Source organism: Blastococcus saxobsidens DD2, assembly GCF_000284015.1.
GTDB lineage: Bacteria > Actinomycetota > Actinomycetes > Mycobacteriales > Geodermatophilaceae > Blastococcus > Blastococcus saxobsidens_A.
In genome coordinates, this window is the sequence record NC_016943.1 from 390,707 (window position 1) to 408,915 (window position 18,209).

Sequence of the window (18,209 nt, forward strand, 5' to 3'; positions counted from 1 at the left end):
CTCCGCTGTGCTGATCGATCATTTCCGCCCCGCCTCCCGTGCCCGCGGGAAAGACCGCGGTGGGGATGGACGGTAACCAACCCGTGGCGGTCTCGATACGGTGGACCGGAAAGTTGTGTGAGGTGTAGCACGCGGGGACGGTTGCTCGTGACAACGGGTATTGCTGGCCTGTCAGAGAGCCCCGACGCGCAGGGCCGCGCGGCCGGGGGTGCCCCCCGTCCGTGGTCGGCTGCGAGCCGGTGCCTGCTGGACGTTCCCCTCACGCTGAGTGTTGGGTAACGTCGCGAAGCCTGGAGCGGGCAGCGCCTGGACTCGCCCGAGAGCGTGATGACCAGGGACGGGGGTCGAGCAGTGACGAGGGATGGAGTAGTGGCTCTCACGCAGAGTGATCAGCCGTCGCCCGTGCAGGGTTCCCCGGACGGTTCGAGGTCCAGGACGCTGTTCGGTCTCGGTGGCCCGGGTGCCGCCAGCCAGCGGACGTCCTGGCAGGGGATCTACGTCCGGCGGATCCTGGCCGGGGATGCGCTGGCGGGTCTGACCGCCGCGGCCGCCGGTTACCTGATCCGGTTCGGGCCCGAGACGGCCACCCAGGGGTCGCACGCGGCGTCCGCGTGGATCGCGGGGCTGCTCCCGTTCGTGTGGGTGACGGCGATGCTCCTGGCGCGTGGTTACGAGCGGCGCTTCCTGTGGATCGGTCCAGAGGAGTTCCGTCGGGTCTTCTCTGCTGCCGTGTTCCTGCTGGCCACGGTCGGCACCGTGAGCTGGGCGTTCAAGCTCGAGGTCGCGCGGGGCTTCATCGTCCTGGCGCTGCCGCTGGCCACGTTGCTGACCCTGGGCCAGCGCTACGCGCACCGGGTGTGGGTCCATCGGCAGCGGAGCGGGGGCCGCTTCGAGCAGACCATGCTGATCGTCGGTCACGGTTACGGCATCGCCGCCCTGCACACGCAGATCGACCGGGAGGCCTACCACGGCTACCGGGTGGTGGGTTGCTGCCGGCCGGCCGGGCAAGCCGGGCAGGACGACGAGATCTACGGCTCGCTGCCGGTCCTCGGCGGGCTGCACGAGGTAGCCGAGGTCGTCCGTGCGCATGCCGTCGAGACGGTGGCGGTCCTCCCGTCGCCGGAGATGGACGGGCCTGCCCTCCGGCGACTCGGCTGGGCGCTCGAGGACACCCAGGCGGAGCTCCTCCTGGCTCCGGCGATCACGGAGATCGTCGGGCCGCGGGTGAACATCCGCCCCGTCTCCGGTCTCCCGTTGCTGCACATGGAGCGTCCGGAACTCCGTGGCGTGCGGCGCCTGACCAAGGAGGCGACGGACCGAACGGCCGCCGTCGCGGCGCTGCTGCTGCTCTTGCCCCTGCTGCTTGTGGTCGCGGCTGCCGTCCGGTTCACCAGCCAGGGCCCGGCGCTCTTCCGCCAGGAGCGGGTCGGCCGGGACGGCCGGGTCTTCCACATGCTGAAGTTCCGGACCATGGTTCAGGGCGCCCACGACATGACGGCGTCGCTCGCGGCGCAGGACGAGGGCAACGGGGTGCTCTTCAAGCTGCGCAGCGACCCGCGGGTGACCAGGGTGGGCAAGGTCCTGCGGCGGTACTCCGTCGACGAGCTGCCGCAGCTGTTCAACGTCGTCCGCGGCGAGATGTCCCTCGTCGGCCCACGGCCTCCGCTGCCGAGCGAGGTGGAGCGGTACGGGGTGGACATGCACCGCCGGTTCCTCGTGAAGCCGGGGCTCACCGGGCTCTGGCAGATCAGCGGCCGCTCGGACCTGTCCTGGGACGACTCGGTCCGGATGGACGTCCGCTACGTGGAGAACTGGTCACTGGCTCTCGACCTCATGATCCTGTGGAAGACTGCGGGCGCTGTTCTCCGGGGCTCGGGAGCGTACTGACGGGCACCCCCGCCCGGCACGACTGCATGCACCCGTACAGGTGAAGAAGGCCCGCTGTGCCGGGTCCGGCGTCCGCGGAGCGGCCTGAAGGGCGGGCACCCGAGTAGCGTCCGGATGTCAGGGATCGGCATGGACAGCACCTCCACCGGGCGTGGGCCGCACGGGCTCCGCCGGGAGCGGGACCGGCCACCAGCGCCGGTCGGAGGGCTGCGGTCAGCGAGGCGACGGGGGAACGCATGGACGACTCATCTCGGACGGGATCGGATCGAGCGGTGATCGGGGGCGCGAGGTGAAGGCGGTCGTCCTGGCCGGAGGCCTGGGGACGCGGCTCAGCGAGGAGACGACGGTCCGGCCGAAGCCGATGGTGGAGATCGGCGGTCGTCCGGTCCTCTGGCACATCCTCAAGACCTACGCGGCCCACGGCATCAACGACTTCGTCGTCTGCTTGGGCTACAAGGGCTACTACATCAAGGAGTACTTCTCCACGTACGCCCTGCGCATGTCCGACGTGACCATCGACCTGGCCAAGAACCAGGTCCACGTGCACTCGGCCAAGGCCGAGGACTGGCGGGTGACCCTCGTGGACACCGGTGAGGAGTCCATGACCGGCGGCCGGCTCCGCCGGGTCGCCGACCACCTCGACGGGGAGACGTTCTGCTTCACCTACGGGGACGGGGTGGCCGACATCGATATCACCGAGTCGATCCGCTTCCACCGGCAGCAGGGCCGCCTGGCGACGATGACGGCCGTCCAGCCGCCCGGCCGGTTCGGTGCGGTGGTGCTGGGTGAGGACGAGACCTCCATCCACTCCTTCCACGAGAAGCCCGAAGGCGACGGCGCCTGGATCAATGGCGGTTACTTCGTCCTCGAGCCTGACGTCATCGACTACATCAGCGACGACAGCACGGTGTGGGAGCAGGAGCCGCTGCGGGAACTGGCGCACGCCGGGCAGCTGAGCGCCTACCGCCACCAGGGTTTCTGGCAGCCCATGGACACCCTGCGGGACAAGAACATGCTCGACGAGATATGGCGCAGCGGTCGGGCGCCGTGGAAGGTGTGGTGACCTCACCGTCCGGCTGAGTCGGCCGGACGCTGAGGGCCTTGGCCTCCGGTCAGCCGGCCAGGATGCTGTCCACGACGTCCTCGAGGGTCAGCCGGTCCACCCGCGGCTCCGGCGGTGACTCGGGCTCGCGCTCGTCCTCGTCCTCCTTCGGCTCGGGCTCGGGTGTCGGCGTAGCGGTGGGCGCGGGGGTGGGGTCGGCCGAGGGTGCGGGTGCCAGAGTGGGGTCGGCCGGGGCTGCGGGCGTGAGAGTGGCCTCGGGGTCCGGCGTGACCTCGGGCGCGGGCCGGGGCTCCGGGGCAGGCGGCATCGGCTCGGGGTCGGGAACCGGATCGAGGACCGGATCGGTGGTCGGACCGACGATCGGCTCGGTTCCCGGGTCGGTCCTGGGATCGCTGACCGGGTCGGGCCCCGGATCGGCCACGGGCGACGGGTCCGGAACCGGCTGCTGCCCCGAGGGCTGCTGTCTCGACGGTTGCGGAGCCGGCGTGCTCACCGCGGCCGGCGGAGAGGTGCGTCGAGGGGCCGGCGGCGCCGGTCGGGCGGGCGCCTCCGTGGCGGCTGCGCCGGGAACGGGGCGGCCCGGTTCTGCGGGCGCCGCTGGGGGCGGACCGTCGATGCGCGGCGGCGGACGGTCGAGGCTTCCCGGAACCGGCACCGGCCCGGGCTCCTGGAGGGGCGGCTCCATGGAACCGCCGGTCCCCGGACGTGGGCCTGCGCTGGACGGGACCTCTCTGGCGGGCGGGTCCCCGGCGGTGCCGGCCGCCGGTCCGGTGCCCTCGGCGGGGGTCGTCCCGGGAGCCTCTGGAGGAGGACCGGGGTCGAGCTCGTCGGGCGAGTCGAGTCCGGTCGCGGCCCGGGTGACCGGATCCGCGAGCGCGGACGGTCGGTCCTCGGTCCCGGAGCGGACGGCCCATCCCGCCGAGCCGAGCAAGAGCGCGGCGACCAGCAGGTGGGCGGCGACCCGGCCGCCGAGGCCACCGCTACGCGCCGGACGAGCCCGCGGCCCGAGGAGTGCGGCGAGGCCCACCGCCGTCCCCGCGACGAGGGCGACCGAACCGACCGCGAGCAGGGTGCTGCCGAGTCCCAGGGTCGCTACCGCGAGCACCAGGAGACCGAGCCCCGAGCCCGACAGCAGGTCCCGGAACGAGGTGCTCCGCTCAACCGGCGTCCGCCGGCCCGGCCGACGGACGTGAGACATGCCCACGCGTGCCTCCCAGGGGTGGTGGCCGAACGGAACGGCGAATGACGACCAGGGTCCGCAGTGTCTCCGGACCTCGGGCACCCGGCAACGCCGGGCACGAAGCCTCTGGCCTGGAGGAACCGACAGTGGTCGGCTCGTCACGCTCCGGCCGGAGGTGGCCGGTTCCTCATGCCGCCCCACCCACCCGTCAGCCGGGGAGGCGCGGATCCGTTCGGATCGAGCCGGCGGTCACCAGACCGGTGGCCGGGCGTACCGCGTCATCCGTGCGATGGTCCGCCACTTCAGGGGCCGGCGCTCGGTGGGCGTCCTCAGCCCCTCCCAGGTCCCGGCCAGGTACGTGCGGACGTTGTCCGGGCGGCGCAGGGACCGGGCCGCCTGCAGGCCGGCCCAGGACATCACGTAGGGGACGCCGAAGACGAGCGGCAGGTTGCGGCGAGCGAGCCACATCCGGTTACGGCCGCTGAGCCGGTAGAAGTCCTTGTGCCGGGTCACCTGAGTCAGCGGGTGCTCGGCTGCCAGGTCCGCCTCGTAGCGCACGGTGTGCCCGGTGTCCCAGACCCGCCAGGCCAGCTCGACCCCCTCCAGGCTGTACCAGAACGACCCCGGCCACCCGCCCGCGGCGTCGAACACGTCGCGCCGGATGGCGAGCGCCCCTTCCAGCACCTGGAAGGCCATGCCCGAGCGCATCCGGTCCCCGACGCGGCTGCGCGGGGTCCACCGCCTCGGCGGCTCGCCCCCGCCGAGCACGTCGATCCGCGGCTGGATCATGCCCAGCCGCGGATCGGCGGCAAAGCGGCGGGCGGCCTCGGCCAGCAGGGTGTCCTCGGGCAGCACCTCATCGTCGTCCAGGAAGAACAGCAGGTCGCCGTCCACCTCCGGCACCCCGGCGTTGCGCCCGGCCGGGATGCCGACGTTCTCGGGCAGCCCTAGCGTCTTGACCCCGGTCGGCAACCCCGTGGGCTGCCACCCGTTCCCGACCACCACGAGGTCGACCGTGACGTCGCGCTGGCGGAGGAGCGACTCCACGGCGGCCCGGAGTTCGGCAGGGCGGTTGCCCTGGGTCAGGACGACGGCCCCGTACCGCGGGGCACCGACCTGCGGGGCGGGCCGGCTCATCGGGTCACGACCCGACCGGCGACCGTGGCCCGCGCGGTCACGGCCCCCTTCACGTACGCCCAGCAGACCTGCGCGGTGGTCCGGTCGCCACGGAGGCGCAGCTGGGCGGCGCGCACTGCGTAGCCGGCGGCGTTGACGGCGTTGATGGCGAGGGCCACCGCCGCAGGGTTGTGCTTGCGCACGTAGCGGGTCATCGCCGCGCCGCGCAGCCGCGCCATCTCCAGGGACGGTGCCCCCGAGCCACCGGCATCCCCGACGAAGGTCACATCGGTGCGCAGCCGCTCCGTGAGGCCGTGCTCACGGGCCGCTCGCCCGTAGGCCATGTCCTCGCAGTACACGTAGAAGCTCTCGTCGAAGCCGCCGAGGGAGAGGAAGGTCTCCCGGCGCACCGCCATGCACCCGCCGCTGACCCAGTCGACCGCCAGCGGCTGATCCAGTCGGGGGGTCGCGTACAGGCCCGCCCGCCGGAAGACCTTGTGCGCACCGAGGGCGTGGGTGAACGCGCGCCCGACCGACGGTTCCCAGCCCCCGTTCTTCTGCGGCCTACCGGCCGCATCGGCGCGGGTGGCTGCGCTGGCGGCACAGGTGGGGTCGTCGGCCACGTCCTGGACCAGGGTGGCGAGCACCTCGTCCGTGGGGCGGATGTCCGGGTTGAGGAACACGAGGTACTCGGCCGTCGAGGTGCGGGCCCCGAGGTTGGCCGCACGGGCGAAACCGACCCCGCCCCCCGGAAGGTACCGACCGCGCGGGCGCTTCGATACGACCTCGTCGACGCCGTCCACGCCGTCGGAGTTGTCGACGACGACGACCGGCAGGTCCTCCGACAATCCGCTCAGCAGTCCCTCGAGCTGGGCGCGGCTCCGGTACGTCACCACGACGAGCTCGACGTCCCGTTCGGTCAGGGGAACTGCCACCACGATGTACGGACTCCTCACCTCGGCGGTGCCACATCATCTCGGCGGCGCCGCGTGCATCTCCGTGGCAAACTACCTGGTTCGGGCAGGACACCCGACCATGCGTCCGTCGGATACGGCGGCCCGTTAACCCGTAGGCGTGAGGCTGTCGGCGGCCATTGCCCGTGCTGGCGTGACGTGACGAGGAGTGGATGTGGGTTCGGAGCAGCAGGTCGGCCACAGCACGTCGCCGCACCAGGCCGTCCCTGCTGGGGGACCCGAGCCGGCACAGCCGGAGCGTAGTCCGTGGGTGGCGCACAGGTGGCTGTCCGCCCTGCTGGTCCTCGCGGTGGTCCTGGGAGTCCTCCTGGTGGCCGGAATCGTCGACGGTGAGGACGACCCGGGCGGCGACGGGGTCCCGGTCGCGACCGAGGCGCCGCTCGACGCCGAGGAGCCGTCCGAGCCCGGGCCGGAGGCCGACGTCCTGGCGGAGGAGCCGATCCAGCGGCCGACACGGGACAACTGGGAGAGGCCCATGGTGGGCGTCTTCCGCAGCACCAACCCGGACGAGGTGGCCGCCTACGAGGAGTGGCTCGGGCGTCCGATCGAGCTGGCGGCCGACTTCTCCGCCCGGGCCAACTGGTGGGACATCTCGCGGCCCGACTACCTGGTCGAGGGCTGGGAGGGTCAGGAGCGGCGGCTGGTGCTCGGGGTCGCCATGCTCCCGGAGGAGGTCGAGGGCGTCTCCATCCAGGAGGGCGCGGACGGCGAGTACGACGAGTACTTCCGCACCTTGGCCGAGACGCTCGTGGCCCACGGCCACGAAGACGCCATCCTGCGGCTCGGCTGGGAGTTCAACATCGACGGCTGGCGCTGGTCCACCGAGGACGAGGAGGCCTGGATCGAGTACTGGCGGCGGATCGTCACGACGATGCGCGAGGTCGAGGGCCAGGAGTTCCTCTTCGACTGGACCGTCAACAATGGGGCGGGGAACGACTACGACGCCGTCGAGTACTACCCGGGCGACGAGTACGTCGACTTCGTCGGGGTCGATGCCTACGACGTGAGCGGGGCCAGGGGCACCTATCCCATCCCCGAGGACTGCCTCGGGGAGTGCGCCGAGGAGCGCCGGGAGCGCGCCTGGGAGGTCCAGATCTACGGCAGCGACCGGGGGCTCGAGTTCTGGAGCGACTTCGCGGCGGAGCGCGGCAAGCAGATGTCCCTGCCGGAGTGGGGTGTCTGGGACCGCACGGACGACCTCGGCGGTGGGGACAACCCCCACTACATCGAGCAGATGGCCGAGTTCATCGAGGACCCCGACAACCGGGTGGGATACCACTCCTACTTCGAGAGCACCAACGACGGCGGCACCCACCGGCTGTGGCAGAGCGACCGGTTCCCGGAGGCCCGGGAGCGCTACCTGGAGCTGTTCGGAGGCTGACCCCTCCCGGCGGTCAGAGCAGGAGCCGTCCCCGCGGGGCGGGGAGGCCGACGCCGCGGTCCGTCCCCTCGTCGGCCAGGAGCCGACTCCGGTCCAGCTGGTCCAGTCGCCGGCCCGCGCCGCCGGCCCACAGCCCGGTCAGCAACCAGGCGGTGACGACGGTGTGCGGCTGCAGCAGGCTGCCAGAGAGCAGGAAGATCATCACCAGGACGGTCCCGGGGACCACGCGCCACGCGCCGCGGTCGAGGAGGACCAGCACGATGAACAGCGCCAGGACGCCACCGGCCACGAGCCCGTACTCGAAGACCAGCTTGGGGATGATCGTGTACACCACGGGTTCGCGGCCTTCCCGGCCGGACGGCAGCAGTCGGTCGACCGAACCGGCCCCGTAGCCCATGAGGAAGCGGATGGGATCCTCGCGCAGCGCACCGGCCACCTCGGCGTAGGGCTGGACGAAGCGCAGGTAGCCGCTGCTGCCCACCTGGGACGTCTCGCCCATCCGGCGGGTCAGCAGCGGGGCGACCGGGCTGGCGAGCAGGCCCACCGCGGCCAGCGCGAGCGCCCCCACGTGCACCGGCCGGATCAGCCACCCGGCTCGGACGGCGATCAACAGCCCGCCCACCAGCAGCACGATCAGGCCCGTCCCCGAGACCGCCGAGAAGACACCGCCCACCAGGACCAGGACCTGCCAGGCCGGGGCCCTGGTCACCACGGCGACGACGGCACCGAGGGCGGTGAACTGGGAGAAGAAGGACGGCTCGAGGAAGACGAAGGCATTCGCCTTGTGCACCGGGGATCCGTAGACGACGGGGATGCTGCTGTTGAAGCTGTCGTCGATCAGCACCGGCGGCAGGAACTCACCGACGTAGTCGGTGTAGGACCACACCCCCACGAACTGCGAGACGAGTTGCACGATGCCGACGGATGCGAACACAAGCATCATCCACACGAAGCCCCGGGCCACCGTGATCAACGAGGCCGTCGCCTCGGGGACGACCCGGTAGATCCAGAGCAGGTACAGCAGGATCAGCAGGCCCAGAGACGGCAGGCTCGGGGTCGACCCCATGGCGGCCGCCGTCAGGGTCGCGACCAGGCAGAGAGCCACCGCGAGCATGAACAGCTCCGCGCGCATCCGATCGGCACGGGCCTGGCCGGTGAGCAGGAGCAGCGCCAGAGCGCCGTACGCGACAAGGATGCTGAGCTGCACCGGGCTCGGGCCGACCGGGAGAACCAGGCGCTGCACCAGCAGGATCAGGGCGAGCGTGCCGATGACGACCGTGGAGACGCGAGGACCCCGTCCTGCCAGGACCGGGCCGCTGCCCGGCCCCGTCCCCCCGTGTGTTTCCCGGTGCGACCGCACCGAGGGCCGTGCCGGTCTGTCCGCTGGCGTCACGCCGCATCCTCCGTCCGTGCGCTGCCCCGATGGTGGGAAGAACTGCTCACGACGGCGCTGCCTGCCGTCGGAGCATGTGAACATTAGGGCCGACGACCGGCTCGCCGGTGCAGGGAGGATGGCCATGATTACCACATCGGGGGAGAAGTCCCTCGTCGCTTCCGCCCTGTGGCGCCGGCGTCGACTGATCGCTGTCGCGACCGTCCTCGGTGCGGTCCTCGGCTACCTGCTCAGCTCGCTACAGGACGAGACGTACCAGGCGGAGAGCCGCCTGGTCCTCTCGGCGACCCACCCCTTCGACCCCCTCGGCGGGACCGCTGGGAACGCCTCCCGATACCTCGCCAACCAACGCGAGGTGATCCAGTCCGGCGAGGTGCTCGACCTGGCGGCCGCGGAGCTCGGCGCGGGCGACGACACCGAGCTGCTCGAGGAGTCGCTCGCCGTCACGACCCTGGCGGACAGCGACATCATCATCGTCACTGCCCAGGCGCCCACCGCCGAGCTCGCCGCGGCTCGTGCCAACGCCGTCGCGTTCGCCTACCAGCAGTTCATCAGCGAGCGAGTGGACGAGATCGCGGATGCGGCTGCCCTGGTGGTCGCCGGGGGCGCAGCTGCGGTCGCCGGCATCCGGACCGAGGCGGCGGTCTACGGGGACGGCGTCTCGGTGGTGGAGAGGGCGTCCGTGCCGGTCGAGCCCATCGCGCCGAAGCCGGTGCGCGACGCGCTGCTCCTCGGGATCCTGTCCGCAATCGTCGCCTCGGGCTTCGCGCTCTGGCGGCGCGACCACCAGGCACGGACCCCCCAGGAGCTGGCGGCGGACGCGGACGCTGCTCTGCTCGGCGTGGTGGACGTCCCCGTGGCCCGCGGGAGGGTGACGGCCACGGCGCCCGAGGGCTACGACATGGCCGTGGTCGGTCTGGACTACACCTGTGACGGCCGGTCGCCCATCGTCATGGTCAGTCCGCTGGGTCGCCATCCACTGGCTCGAGGAGTGGCCCTCGGCCTGGCCGCGGCCGCGGCCCGCACCCGCCGGGTCCTCGTCGTCGACGCCGACGGGGACGGTGCTCCCCTGATCGCCGCGGCGCAGGTGGATCCGCCGCCCCAGACCCTCGACGAGGCCGGCGATGCCGGGAGCCTCGACCGTTTCGTCGTCGACGCCCCGCTGCCCGGAGATGACGGCGTGCGCGTCGATCTGGCGGTCCTCACCCGGGATGCTGCAGGACCGCAGGGGGCGGCGCGGCGCCGCCTCGCCTCGCTGGCCGGTGCCTACGACCTGGTCCTGGTGTGCGCGGGTCCCGTCTCGGAGGACCCGGTGGCGTTCGCGCTCCTCCGGGACGTCGGGGAGGTCGTCCTCGTGGTCGACGGGCAGGGACGAGGGGCCCGGACCCAGGACCTCGTCGACGTGCGGGATCGGCTCTCGCTGGCCGGGCGCGCGTGCTCCGGTGTCGTCGTCGCGAGCGCCCGCAGGTCACGGGCCCGGCTGCGCCACCAGCCGCCCCTGCGGTCATCGCCCGACGCGGTGCCCGACGCGCCGGTGCACACGCGCTGATCCCGGCCTGACCCGCAGCGGTACGGGCACGCGGTTCCGGGTGCCCACCGCGCTGACGGTGGCCATCGCCGTGTCAGAGTGAGGGTCGGTGACCGCGAACCTCTGCGCCCGCACCGAAGTCTTCCGTGGGTGCGCAGCCCGTGGGGGCGAGCCCGCTGATGGTGTCTGTCTCTGAGGAGTGCGCATGAGCCGCCCCACCCGCAGGGCTCGCGCCGGCCGGGACAGGCCGTCCTTCGGAGGCGCGGTGTGGCGGGCGCGCTGGCTGATCCTGGGAGCAGCCGTCGTGGCCGGCATCGGTGGATACGTGTTCAGCGAGGGCCAACCCCGGGAATACACCGCGGTCAGCCGCGTCGTACTGTCCGCGGACGACGTCTTCGAACCCCTGGGCGGGAGATCCTTCGTCGACTCGTCCCGCTTTCTGAGCAACCAGCGCCTGATCATGACCACCCAGCCGCTGCTCCGGGCGGCCCTCGAGCGGTTGGACGGCGACCTCTCGGTGAGCGAACTGGCCGAGTCCGTGGACGTCTCGGCTCTCTCCGACGCCGACGTGCTGCTCGTCGCTGCCACGGCACCGACCCCGGAGTCTGCGGTGGACCGGGCGGATGCAGTGGTGACCGCCTACCTGGAGTCGGCGACCGAGCGGGTGGCGGGCAGGGCTGCCGCCGCGCTGGCCGCGACCGCGGACCCGGCCGTGGCCGACCAGATCCGCACCGAGGCGGCGGTGTACGGGGACGGGGTCGCCGTCGTGGAACGGGCCGTCTTGCCGGAGGATCCGTCCTCGCCCCGTCCGTTACGGGCCGCGGTGATCCTGGCCGTCATCGCCGCGCTGGCCGCTACCGCCCTGGCGCTCCTGCGGCGACCACCCGCAGGTGACGTCACACCGATCGCCGAGGCCGCCGGGAGCCCGGTCCTCGGAGTCGTCCCGGTGCCCGGGGCCGGGAGGGTCGGAGGGATGGTCCCGGACGCCGAGGACCACGCCCTGACGCTGGTAGCGCTCGACTACGCCGTGCACGGAGCCGAAGGTCCGGTGGTCCTGACCGGCGTCACCGAGGACAGCGGGACGGCCGCCGCCGTGGAGGGCCTGGCATTGGCCGCCGCCGCGCGTGGCCGGAACGTCATCGTGCTCGATGCCGATCCGGGGGCGCGTGCACTCGTCGAGCGACTCGTCTCGCAGGCGCCCCCGCGCTCGGTGGAGCAACTGGCGCAGGCGTCGGTGGACACCGGCGAGGGCGTGGTGGCCGTCCGGACCGACGGCGACCTGCCGGGCCGGATCGGGCTGGCCATGCTGGGGGACTCCCGGGACACCGGCTTCGAGACCGGCGGGGCGGTGGACCGGGCGCTGCTCCGCCTGACGGAGGTGGCAGACCTCGTCCTCGTCCACACCGCTCCGGTGCGGTCGAGCCCCTCGTCGTTGGCCCTGGTGGGCAGGGCGGCTGCCGTGGTCGCCGTCACCGGGCTCGGCGAGGATCCGGACCTGCTGGCCACGGCGCGGTACCGGATCGAGGCGGCCGGGAAGGAGCTCACCGGAGTGGTCGTCACGAAGCCGGCCGGCCGACGTCCCCGTCACCCCAGGCGGGCGACCCGCAGCGGCGCCGTCGCGCATCCGGCCCCGGAGACCCTCGGCGATCGGTCCCGGGGTTGAGCCGGCGGTCGCCGGCCGGTGCGCCGGCCTCCTCGCCGGGTACGTCGGGGGACCAGCGTGACCCCTCCCGACGGCGTGACCCCTCCCGACGGCGTGACCCCTCCCGACGGCGTGGACTCCGGCCCGGCCGATCCCAGCAGCAGGCGCTCTGGACCATCCTCTCGCAGGCGCTGGCGAGCATGTCGAACTTCGGCCTGACGATCGCCGTCGCCCGAGCGGTCGACGAGGAACTCGGAGGCGTCTTCACCTACGTGTTCCTGATCTTCAGCCTAGCCATCGGCCTCTCCCGCGCGGTGACGACCGATCCCCTCCTGATCAGGTTCAGCGCTGCCTCCGACGAGACCCGGGGCCGGGCGGTGGCTCAGGCGGCCGGCTCGAGCACCGGCGCCGGGCTCACCTTCGGCCTCGTCTGCCTGGCCGTCGGGCTGGCCCTGGGTGACCAGCTGGGGGAAGCGCTGGCGCTGCTGGTGATCATCCTGCCCGGCCAACTCCTGCAGGACAGCTGGCGCAGCGCCGCGTTCGCCACCGGGGCCGTCCACAAGGCCGCGGTCAACGACCTCGTCCGGTTCCTGGTCCAGTTCGCGGCCATCGCGGCGTGCATCGTCTCGGAGACCGACGAGCTGGGCTGGTACCTCGCCGCCTGGGCGCTGGGTGCCTGGGTGGGCGCCGGGCTGGGGGCCTGGCAGTTCGGGCTGCCCGCTGCCCCTGCGGGGGTGATCGCCTGGCTGCGCCAGCACTCGTCGATCAACGTCCGGCTGGGCGGGGACTACCTGATCAACATGGGGTCGTTCACGCTGACCACATCCCTGCTCGTGGTGCTGCTGGGGTTCGCCGCGACGGGCGGGCTGCGCTTCGCGCAGACCCTCCTCGGCCCGATCCAGCTGGTGTTCGGAGCTCTGACGGCCTTCATGGTTCCCCTGCTGGCCCGCCGGCTGGCCGCCCGGGGACCGCGCGCGCTACGTACCCCCGCCCTCCTGCTGGCCGGCTTCGCGTTCACCATCAGTGCGACCGTGGTGGTCACCCTCCTGCTCCTCCCGGATTCGATCGGCCGGGAGCTGCTCGGGTCCTCGTGGGACGAGGCCGAGCGCGTAATGGCCGCGGTCGGTACGACGCAGTGCCTCATCTCTCTGGTGATCGGCGCAATGGCGACGCTCAAGGTCCTCAGCCGGGTCGATCTTCTCTTCCGGGCCACGCTGGTCCAGGCGCCGCTCATCCTGGGGCTGGGGGTGGGCGGCGGTGCCTGGCTCGGGATCGAGGGCGCCGCCTGGGGCATCGCGCTGGCCCACCTGGTGGGAGGCGTCCTCATGGTCGTCCTCGCGGTCCGAGCCACCGGCGCCACCACCGCCGACCGGGACGACGCCCCGCCGGCGGTCGTCCGGGCTGCTTCCGACGCCTGACGGCGGCCGGCGGCAACGGCTCCGGAGCCGTCCGCACCGGACCCGGACGCCGGCGATGTCATTGCCCGGGTGACACGCCAGGCCGACACGCAGGGCGGGGGATGCCAACGGGACCGCTGTGACTGGTGGGGTTGTTGAGTACTGAGCGTGACCTTCCGTATGCAGAGCTGACATGTCACAGTCGACATGTCGATGACTCAACAGGTCGGTTACATCGCTCAGGGTGACCGACGCCCGGAGGACCCCCCGCTGTGAAACTTCCCCGTTCCCGTGTCGGAGCCACTGCCCTGGCGGCAGTTGCCCTCCTGTCGATCACTGCCTGCCAGCCGCTGGCGCAGCTGTCCCACGGTCCCGACTCCCCATCCCAGGGCGCCGTCATCGGTGCCCGGCAGGGCGGCATCCCGGAGTCCGGCCCCACGGACGAAGGGACGGCGGTGAGTCGCGGTGAGCGCAGGGCTCCCACCGCAGTCCCTCCCGGCACGCCTCTGGTGACCGCGGCCCCTCCCGCCGAGGTCCCGGTGGAGGTGCCCGCGGCTGCGGTCCCCGAGAGCCCGGCTCCTGTCGTTGCGCCGCCGACGGCGGCTGCGCCCCCAGCGGCCGATGCGCCACCGGCGGCCGCACCGCCGGCCGCCGCTGCGCCCGCCGCCGTGCCGCCGGCCGCAGCGCCGCCGGCCGCCGCTGCGGGCCGGCAGGCTGCGGCGATGCAGGGGAGCCGTTCGGGTGCAGCCTGGCGGAGCGGCGTCTACGTGCCCGGTTCGGACCCCGAGGAGTACGAGGCCTTCGCCGCCTGGCGCGGACGGGAGCTCGATGTCGTGGTCGACTGGCCGGCGCGGTCCAGCTGGGCCGACATCGTCAACCCGACCTGGCTGTACAACAACTGGTCGGGGACTCCCTACATCAAGTCGTTCGGGGTGGCCATGCTGCCCGAGAAGGAGAGCGCGTCCCTGGACGCATGCGCGCGGGGCAGCTACGACCGGCACTGGCGGGAGTTCGGCGAGAACCTGGCCGAGCGCGGATTGGCCGACGAGGTCATCATCCGGCTCGGCTGGGAGTTCAACGGCGACTGGTACAAGTGGTCCGCCCGCAACCCCGAGGCGTTCGCCGCGTGCTGGCGCGCCATCCATACCCAGGTGGAGCGAGTGGCGCCGGAGCTGCGCTGGGACTGGAACGTCAACCGTGGCCGCGGGCACAGCGTCGCGGACGCCCGGAAGGCCTACCCCGGTGACCAGTACGTCGACATCGTCGGAATCGACTCGTACGATATCTGGCCCGGTGTGCGGACCGAGGCCGACTGGCAGGAGCACCTCGCCGGTGAGTTCGGGCTCCGCTTCTGGGCGGACTTCGCGATCCAGCGTGGCAAGCAGGTCAGCGTTCCCGAGTGGGGGCTCTACCCGGGCACGGAGCAGGCCGGGAACAACGGGGGGGACAACCCCCTCTACATCGAGAAGATGGTCGGGTTCTTCCGCTCGCTGGGTGACCACCTGGCGTACGAGTCCTACTTCAACCAGTCGAGGTCGGGGGTCGCCGGCTCGCTCGTGAGCCCGAACCAGAACCCGAGAGGCTCTGCCGCCTACCAGAAGCTCTACCGCTAGACCGGCACGCGCGTCGTCATCCCGTGCGGGAGCGTCGAGGAGTGCTCCGACGGTGGGCGGTCACCAGATCCTGGTGACCGCCCACCTGCGGTGCCCGACGCCGGCGCGGGGAAGGGCGGAGCGACCCGGCTGGCCGTCAGGACGAGGCCGCTGCCCCGCGGGCGGCCGAGGCAGCCCCGGGCGTCGCCGGCAGGACCCGAGCCGGAGACACCATCGCGGTCGCACCCGCGGGAACGTCCCGCAGGACCAGAGCGTGCGCGCCGATGGTCGCGTCATCCCCCACGGTGATCCTTCCGGCGATTGTCGCGCCCGGCCCCACGTCGACACGGTCCCCCAGGGTGGGCTGGTCGTAGGTTGTACCGCCCTGCTGGCCGAGCGTCACGTGCTGCCGGATCACGCAGTCGTCGCCGATGACGCTGTGCCTGCCCAGGAGCACACCGACGTGGTGAGGGAGCAGCAGTCGCCGGCCGATCCGGGTCGTCGGGTAGAGCTCCATCCCGTACACGTTCCGGATCAGGAGGTTGTTCACTGCGTGTAGTGCCAGGCGGCCGACCCTGGCCGGCAGGCCCGTGCGCTGGGCCAGCGACACCTGCAGGCGGTGCACCACGAGGGCGTGAACACCGGGGGCGGTGAGCTTGCGGTTGTGGGTCAGCCAGTCCTCGCGGACGAGGTGGAGCGTCGATGGGGTGGGCTGGCGCGTCATGCAGGCTCCTCAGGCAGTGGACCCGGCGTCCACGGTCAGGGTCGTCCCCGTCACTCCTGCTGCCGCCGGGCTCAGCAGGTACGTCACCGCGGCGGCGACCTCCTCGGTGGTGGCGAACCGGTCGAGCGGGCTGCGTCGCTGCACCCGGGCCATGCCGGCATCCCCGAGGACCGTGGTCATGTCCGTGTCCAGGAAGCCGGGCGCGACCGCGTTGACGGTCACGCCGCGACGTCCCAGGTCGCGGGCGAGTGACCGGGTGAACCCCTCGAGCCCGGCCTTGGCGGCCGCGTAGACCGACAGGCCACGGAAGCCTGTGCGGGCGACGATCGAGGACACGGTGATGACCCGTCCACGGCCCACGGACAGCATGGGCCGGCAGAGGTATTTCGTCAGCATGATCGGCGACAACAGGTCCAGGTCGAGCACCGCGCGGATCTGGCTGTTGTGCATCGTCGGCAGCAGGCCGTCCAGCCCGGCGGCGGCGTTGTTCACCAGCCCGTAGGGGGCGCCGTGCTCGGCCAGCACCTGTCGCGCCAGACGTGGGATCGCGTCGATGTCCGACAGGTCCGCGCACAGGTGCGCGTACCCGTCCCCGATGTCGGCCTCCTCGACCGATCGGCGAGCGATCCCGAGGACCCGGTAACCGTTCGCCACGGCTTCCCGGGCCAGAGCCCGGCCGAGCCCCCCGCTCGTCCCGGTGATCACCACGAGGTCGCTCACCGGCGGCCGACCTTGCCGGTCGACGTGACGACCATCTCGGGAACGACCTTGACGGAGGCGGGGACGTGCACCGAGGAGAGTCGGGAGGCTACCTCGGCGCGGAGCGCGGCGGGCAGGGCCCTCGTGTCGGCCTCGGATGTGGGCAGCACATCGGCCACCAGGATGTTTCCGCTGAAAGCGTTGCGCCGGGAGGTCACCACGGCGTCGACGACGTCCGGATGGGCCCGTAGCACGCTCTCCACCTGCTCCGGTGACACCAGGACACCGCCGACGTTCACCGCGCCGGAGGCCCGGCCGAGGATTCGGATCCGATCGGCGGTCATCTCGACCAAGTCCCCGGTGTCCACGAAACCGTCGGGCCCGGCGCCACTGACCTCGGGAGCCTCGACGAACAACCGGCCGTCGCGCACGTCCAGTCGCACCCCGGACGGCGCGGACTCCAGATAGGCGCGCGGGAAGCCCTCCCGGCCGTCGTTGACGGCGAATGCCGCACCGGTGTCCGTGGAGGCGAAAATGTGCGTGATGCGTGCCTCGGGGAACGTCCGGCGCAGCGCGTCGAGGAGGCGCTGGTCGGCGATCTCGCCGCCCAGCGTGATCTGCGTCAGCGGCAGTGCCCTGGGGTCCTGGCTCTGCAGAACCTGGCGCCAGATCGTCGGTGTCGCCGAGATCGTGTCGACCGAGTTGTCGGCCAACCACTGCAGTCGGTCCGGCAGACTTCCGTGGCCGGATGCGTCCACCAGGACGTCCTCGCTCGCCAGTGCCTGCAGCAGGACCTGGAGGCCTGCCATCCGCGTAGGCTCGTAGAGCAGTCCCCAGCGTCGCTGCGTCCGGCCGCCGGTGCCGGGGACGCGGACCGTCCGGCTGAGGGACCTCAGCGTGTGGTCGACCGGCTTCGGTTCGCCCGTCGTCCCGGACGTGAACAGTCGCCAGCGGGTCCGGGTCTCGGCCTGGTCCGTCGCTGCCTCGCCCGCGTGCTCGTCATCTTCCGCTGCGGACTCCGTCCCCACGGCCGCGTCGTCGACGGTGATGGTGCCCGGCTCCACGGAGTGGCCGAGGGACCCGATCAGGTCGACCCGTCGGGCGCGGCCCTCGAGGACGCAGAGGGCTGCGGCCACGGTGCGGGCCCGGTGGGCCTGGAGGGCGACGACTGCTCCCCGGGGAACGATGCGGCGCAGACCGAAGGGGTCCTGACGCAACTCCGCGTGCAGCACGGCACCGTCTCGGTCGATGATCGCCGGCCCGGCACCGCTGCGGGCGGTGTCCTGTGGATCAGCGCTCATGCGGCCGTCCGGAGTAGATGTCGACGAAGTCGGCCAGGGTCGTGGGATAGACGGGATCGTCCATCTCGGTGAAGGGGTCGTAGCCGAGTGACTCCTCGAGCCGTGTGACGAGGACGGCGAACCCGAGGCTGTCGAGACCGCTCTCCAGGAGGACGATGTCGTCGGTCAGCGGCGGAACGTCTTTCCCGTCCTCAGCCAGCAGTGCCGTGATCTCCTCGACGACGGCTGCCCGCACCTGGCTCACGTCGGCCATGCCGACCCCTCTCCGCAGTTTGCTCCGGACTCACCGGGGACATCATAGGCAACCCGCCGTTGCGGGAAACCTTTCCAGC

Annotated in this window: 15 protein-coding genes; 7 read left to right on the forward strand and 8 right to left on the reverse strand. The window is 72.2% G+C overall.

What is annotated here, in order from left to right:
* Window positions 1-369: 369 nt before the first annotated feature.
* A complete protein-coding gene (locus tag BLASA_RS01810; protein WP_014374291.1) occupies window positions 370-1,887 on the forward strand; it encodes a sugar transferase in 1,518 nt (505 codons plus the stop codon).
* 289 nt (window positions 1,888-2,176) lie between these two features.
* Window positions 2,177-2,950 carry a glucose-1-phosphate cytidylyltransferase gene (gene rfbF / locus BLASA_RS01815; RefSeq protein WP_014374292.1) on the forward strand — a complete coding sequence of 258 codons (774 nt, stop codon included), beginning with the start codon at window positions 2,177-2,179 and terminating at the stop codon, window positions 2,948-2,950.
* Window positions 2,951-2,999: 49 nt separating this feature from the next.
* On the opposite strand, the gene BLASA_RS24745 is transcribed toward rfbF, so the two are convergent.
* From BLASA_RS24745 to BLASA_RS01830, 3 genes are all read right to left on the reverse strand, one after another.
* Window positions 3,000-3,371 carry a hypothetical protein gene (locus BLASA_RS24745; RefSeq protein ID WP_166486448.1) on the reverse strand — a complete coding sequence of 124 codons (372 nt, stop codon included), beginning with the start codon at window positions 3,369-3,371 and terminating at the stop codon, window positions 3,000-3,002.
* A gap of 1,008 nt (window positions 3,372-4,379) precedes the next feature.
* Window positions 4,380-5,267 (reverse strand): glycosyltransferase family 2 protein, encoded by an 888-nt coding sequence (locus tag BLASA_RS01825; RefSeq protein ID WP_014374294.1) that lies wholly within the window; start codon window positions 5,265-5,267, stop codon window positions 4,380-4,382.
* The gene (locus BLASA_RS01830) at window positions 5,264-6,184 is read right to left on the reverse strand and encodes a glycosyltransferase (RefSeq protein WP_014374295.1); all 921 of its coding nucleotides are present in this window, start codon (window positions 6,182-6,184) and stop codon (window positions 5,264-5,266) included. The genes BLASA_RS01825 and BLASA_RS01830 overlap by 4 nt, the downstream gene beginning before the upstream one ends.
* A gap of 286 nt (window positions 6,185-6,470) precedes the next feature.
* Between BLASA_RS01830 and BLASA_RS23220 the strand changes: the two genes are divergently transcribed.
* Window positions 6,471-7,601, forward strand: a complete 1,131-nt coding sequence (locus tag BLASA_RS23220) for a glycoside hydrolase family 26 protein (RefSeq protein ID WP_014374296.1) — start codon at window positions 6,471-6,473, stop codon at window positions 7,599-7,601.
* 13 nt (window positions 7,602-7,614) lie between these two features.
* Here BLASA_RS23220 and BLASA_RS01840 read toward each other — a convergent pair whose 3' ends face one another.
* Window positions 7,615-8,844, reverse strand: a complete 1,230-nt coding sequence (locus BLASA_RS01840; RefSeq protein ID WP_166486449.1) for a hypothetical protein — start codon at window positions 8,842-8,844, stop codon at window positions 7,615-7,617.
* 274 nt (window positions 8,845-9,118) lie between these two features.
* Here BLASA_RS01840 and BLASA_RS01845 point away from each other — a divergent pair, with 274 nt between their 5' ends.
* From BLASA_RS01845 to BLASA_RS01865, 4 genes are all read left to right on the forward strand, one after another.
* Window positions 9,119-10,543: a Wzz/FepE/Etk N-terminal domain-containing protein gene (locus BLASA_RS01845; RefSeq protein ID WP_014374298.1), complete on the forward strand. Its 1,425-nt coding sequence runs from the start codon at window positions 9,119-9,121 to the stop codon at window positions 10,541-10,543.
* 184 nt (window positions 10,544-10,727) lie between these two features.
* Window positions 10,728-12,185, forward strand: a complete 1,458-nt coding sequence (locus BLASA_RS01850) for a hypothetical protein (RefSeq protein WP_014374299.1) — start codon at window positions 10,728-10,730, stop codon at window positions 12,183-12,185.
* A gap of 179 nt (window positions 12,186-12,364) precedes the next feature.
* Window positions 12,365-13,582, forward strand: coding sequence for a Na+-driven multidrug efflux pump (locus BLASA_RS01855; protein WP_014374300.1), 1,218 nt, complete (start codon window positions 12,365-12,367; stop codon window positions 13,580-13,582).
* Window positions 13,583-14,283: 701 nt separating this feature from the next.
* The gene (locus tag BLASA_RS01865; RefSeq protein ID WP_041775557.1) at window positions 14,284-15,174 is read left to right on the forward strand and encodes a glycoside hydrolase family 26 protein; all 891 of its coding nucleotides are present in this window, start codon (window positions 14,284-14,286) and stop codon (window positions 15,172-15,174) included.
* A 136-nt stretch (window positions 15,175-15,310) separates the two neighbouring features.
* Here BLASA_RS01865 and BLASA_RS01870 read toward each other — a convergent pair whose 3' ends face one another.
* From BLASA_RS01870 to BLASA_RS01885, 4 genes are read right to left on the reverse strand one after another with little or no spacing between them, the layout of a single operon-like run.
* Window positions 15,311-15,877: a serine O-acetyltransferase gene (locus tag BLASA_RS01870; protein WP_014374302.1), complete on the reverse strand. Its 567-nt coding sequence runs from the start codon at window positions 15,875-15,877 to the stop codon at window positions 15,311-15,313.
* Window positions 15,878-15,886: 9 nt separating this feature from the next.
* Window positions 15,887-16,597 carry an SDR family NAD(P)-dependent oxidoreductase gene (locus BLASA_RS01875; protein ID WP_014374303.1) on the reverse strand — a complete coding sequence of 237 codons (711 nt, stop codon included), beginning with the start codon at window positions 16,595-16,597 and terminating at the stop codon, window positions 15,887-15,889.
* Complete coding sequence (locus tag BLASA_RS01880) at window positions 16,594-17,877, reverse strand: AMP-binding protein (protein WP_014374304.1); 1,284 nt, start codon at window positions 17,875-17,877, stop codon at window positions 16,594-16,596. Before BLASA_RS01880 ends, BLASA_RS01875 begins: the two co-directional genes overlap by 4 nt.
* The gene (locus BLASA_RS01885) at window positions 17,867-18,130 is read right to left on the reverse strand and encodes an acyl carrier protein (protein WP_014374305.1); all 264 of its coding nucleotides are present in this window, start codon (window positions 18,128-18,130) and stop codon (window positions 17,867-17,869) included. The genes BLASA_RS01880 and BLASA_RS01885 overlap by 11 nt, the downstream gene beginning before the upstream one ends.
* Between the last annotated feature and the right edge of the window lie 79 nt (window positions 18,131-18,209).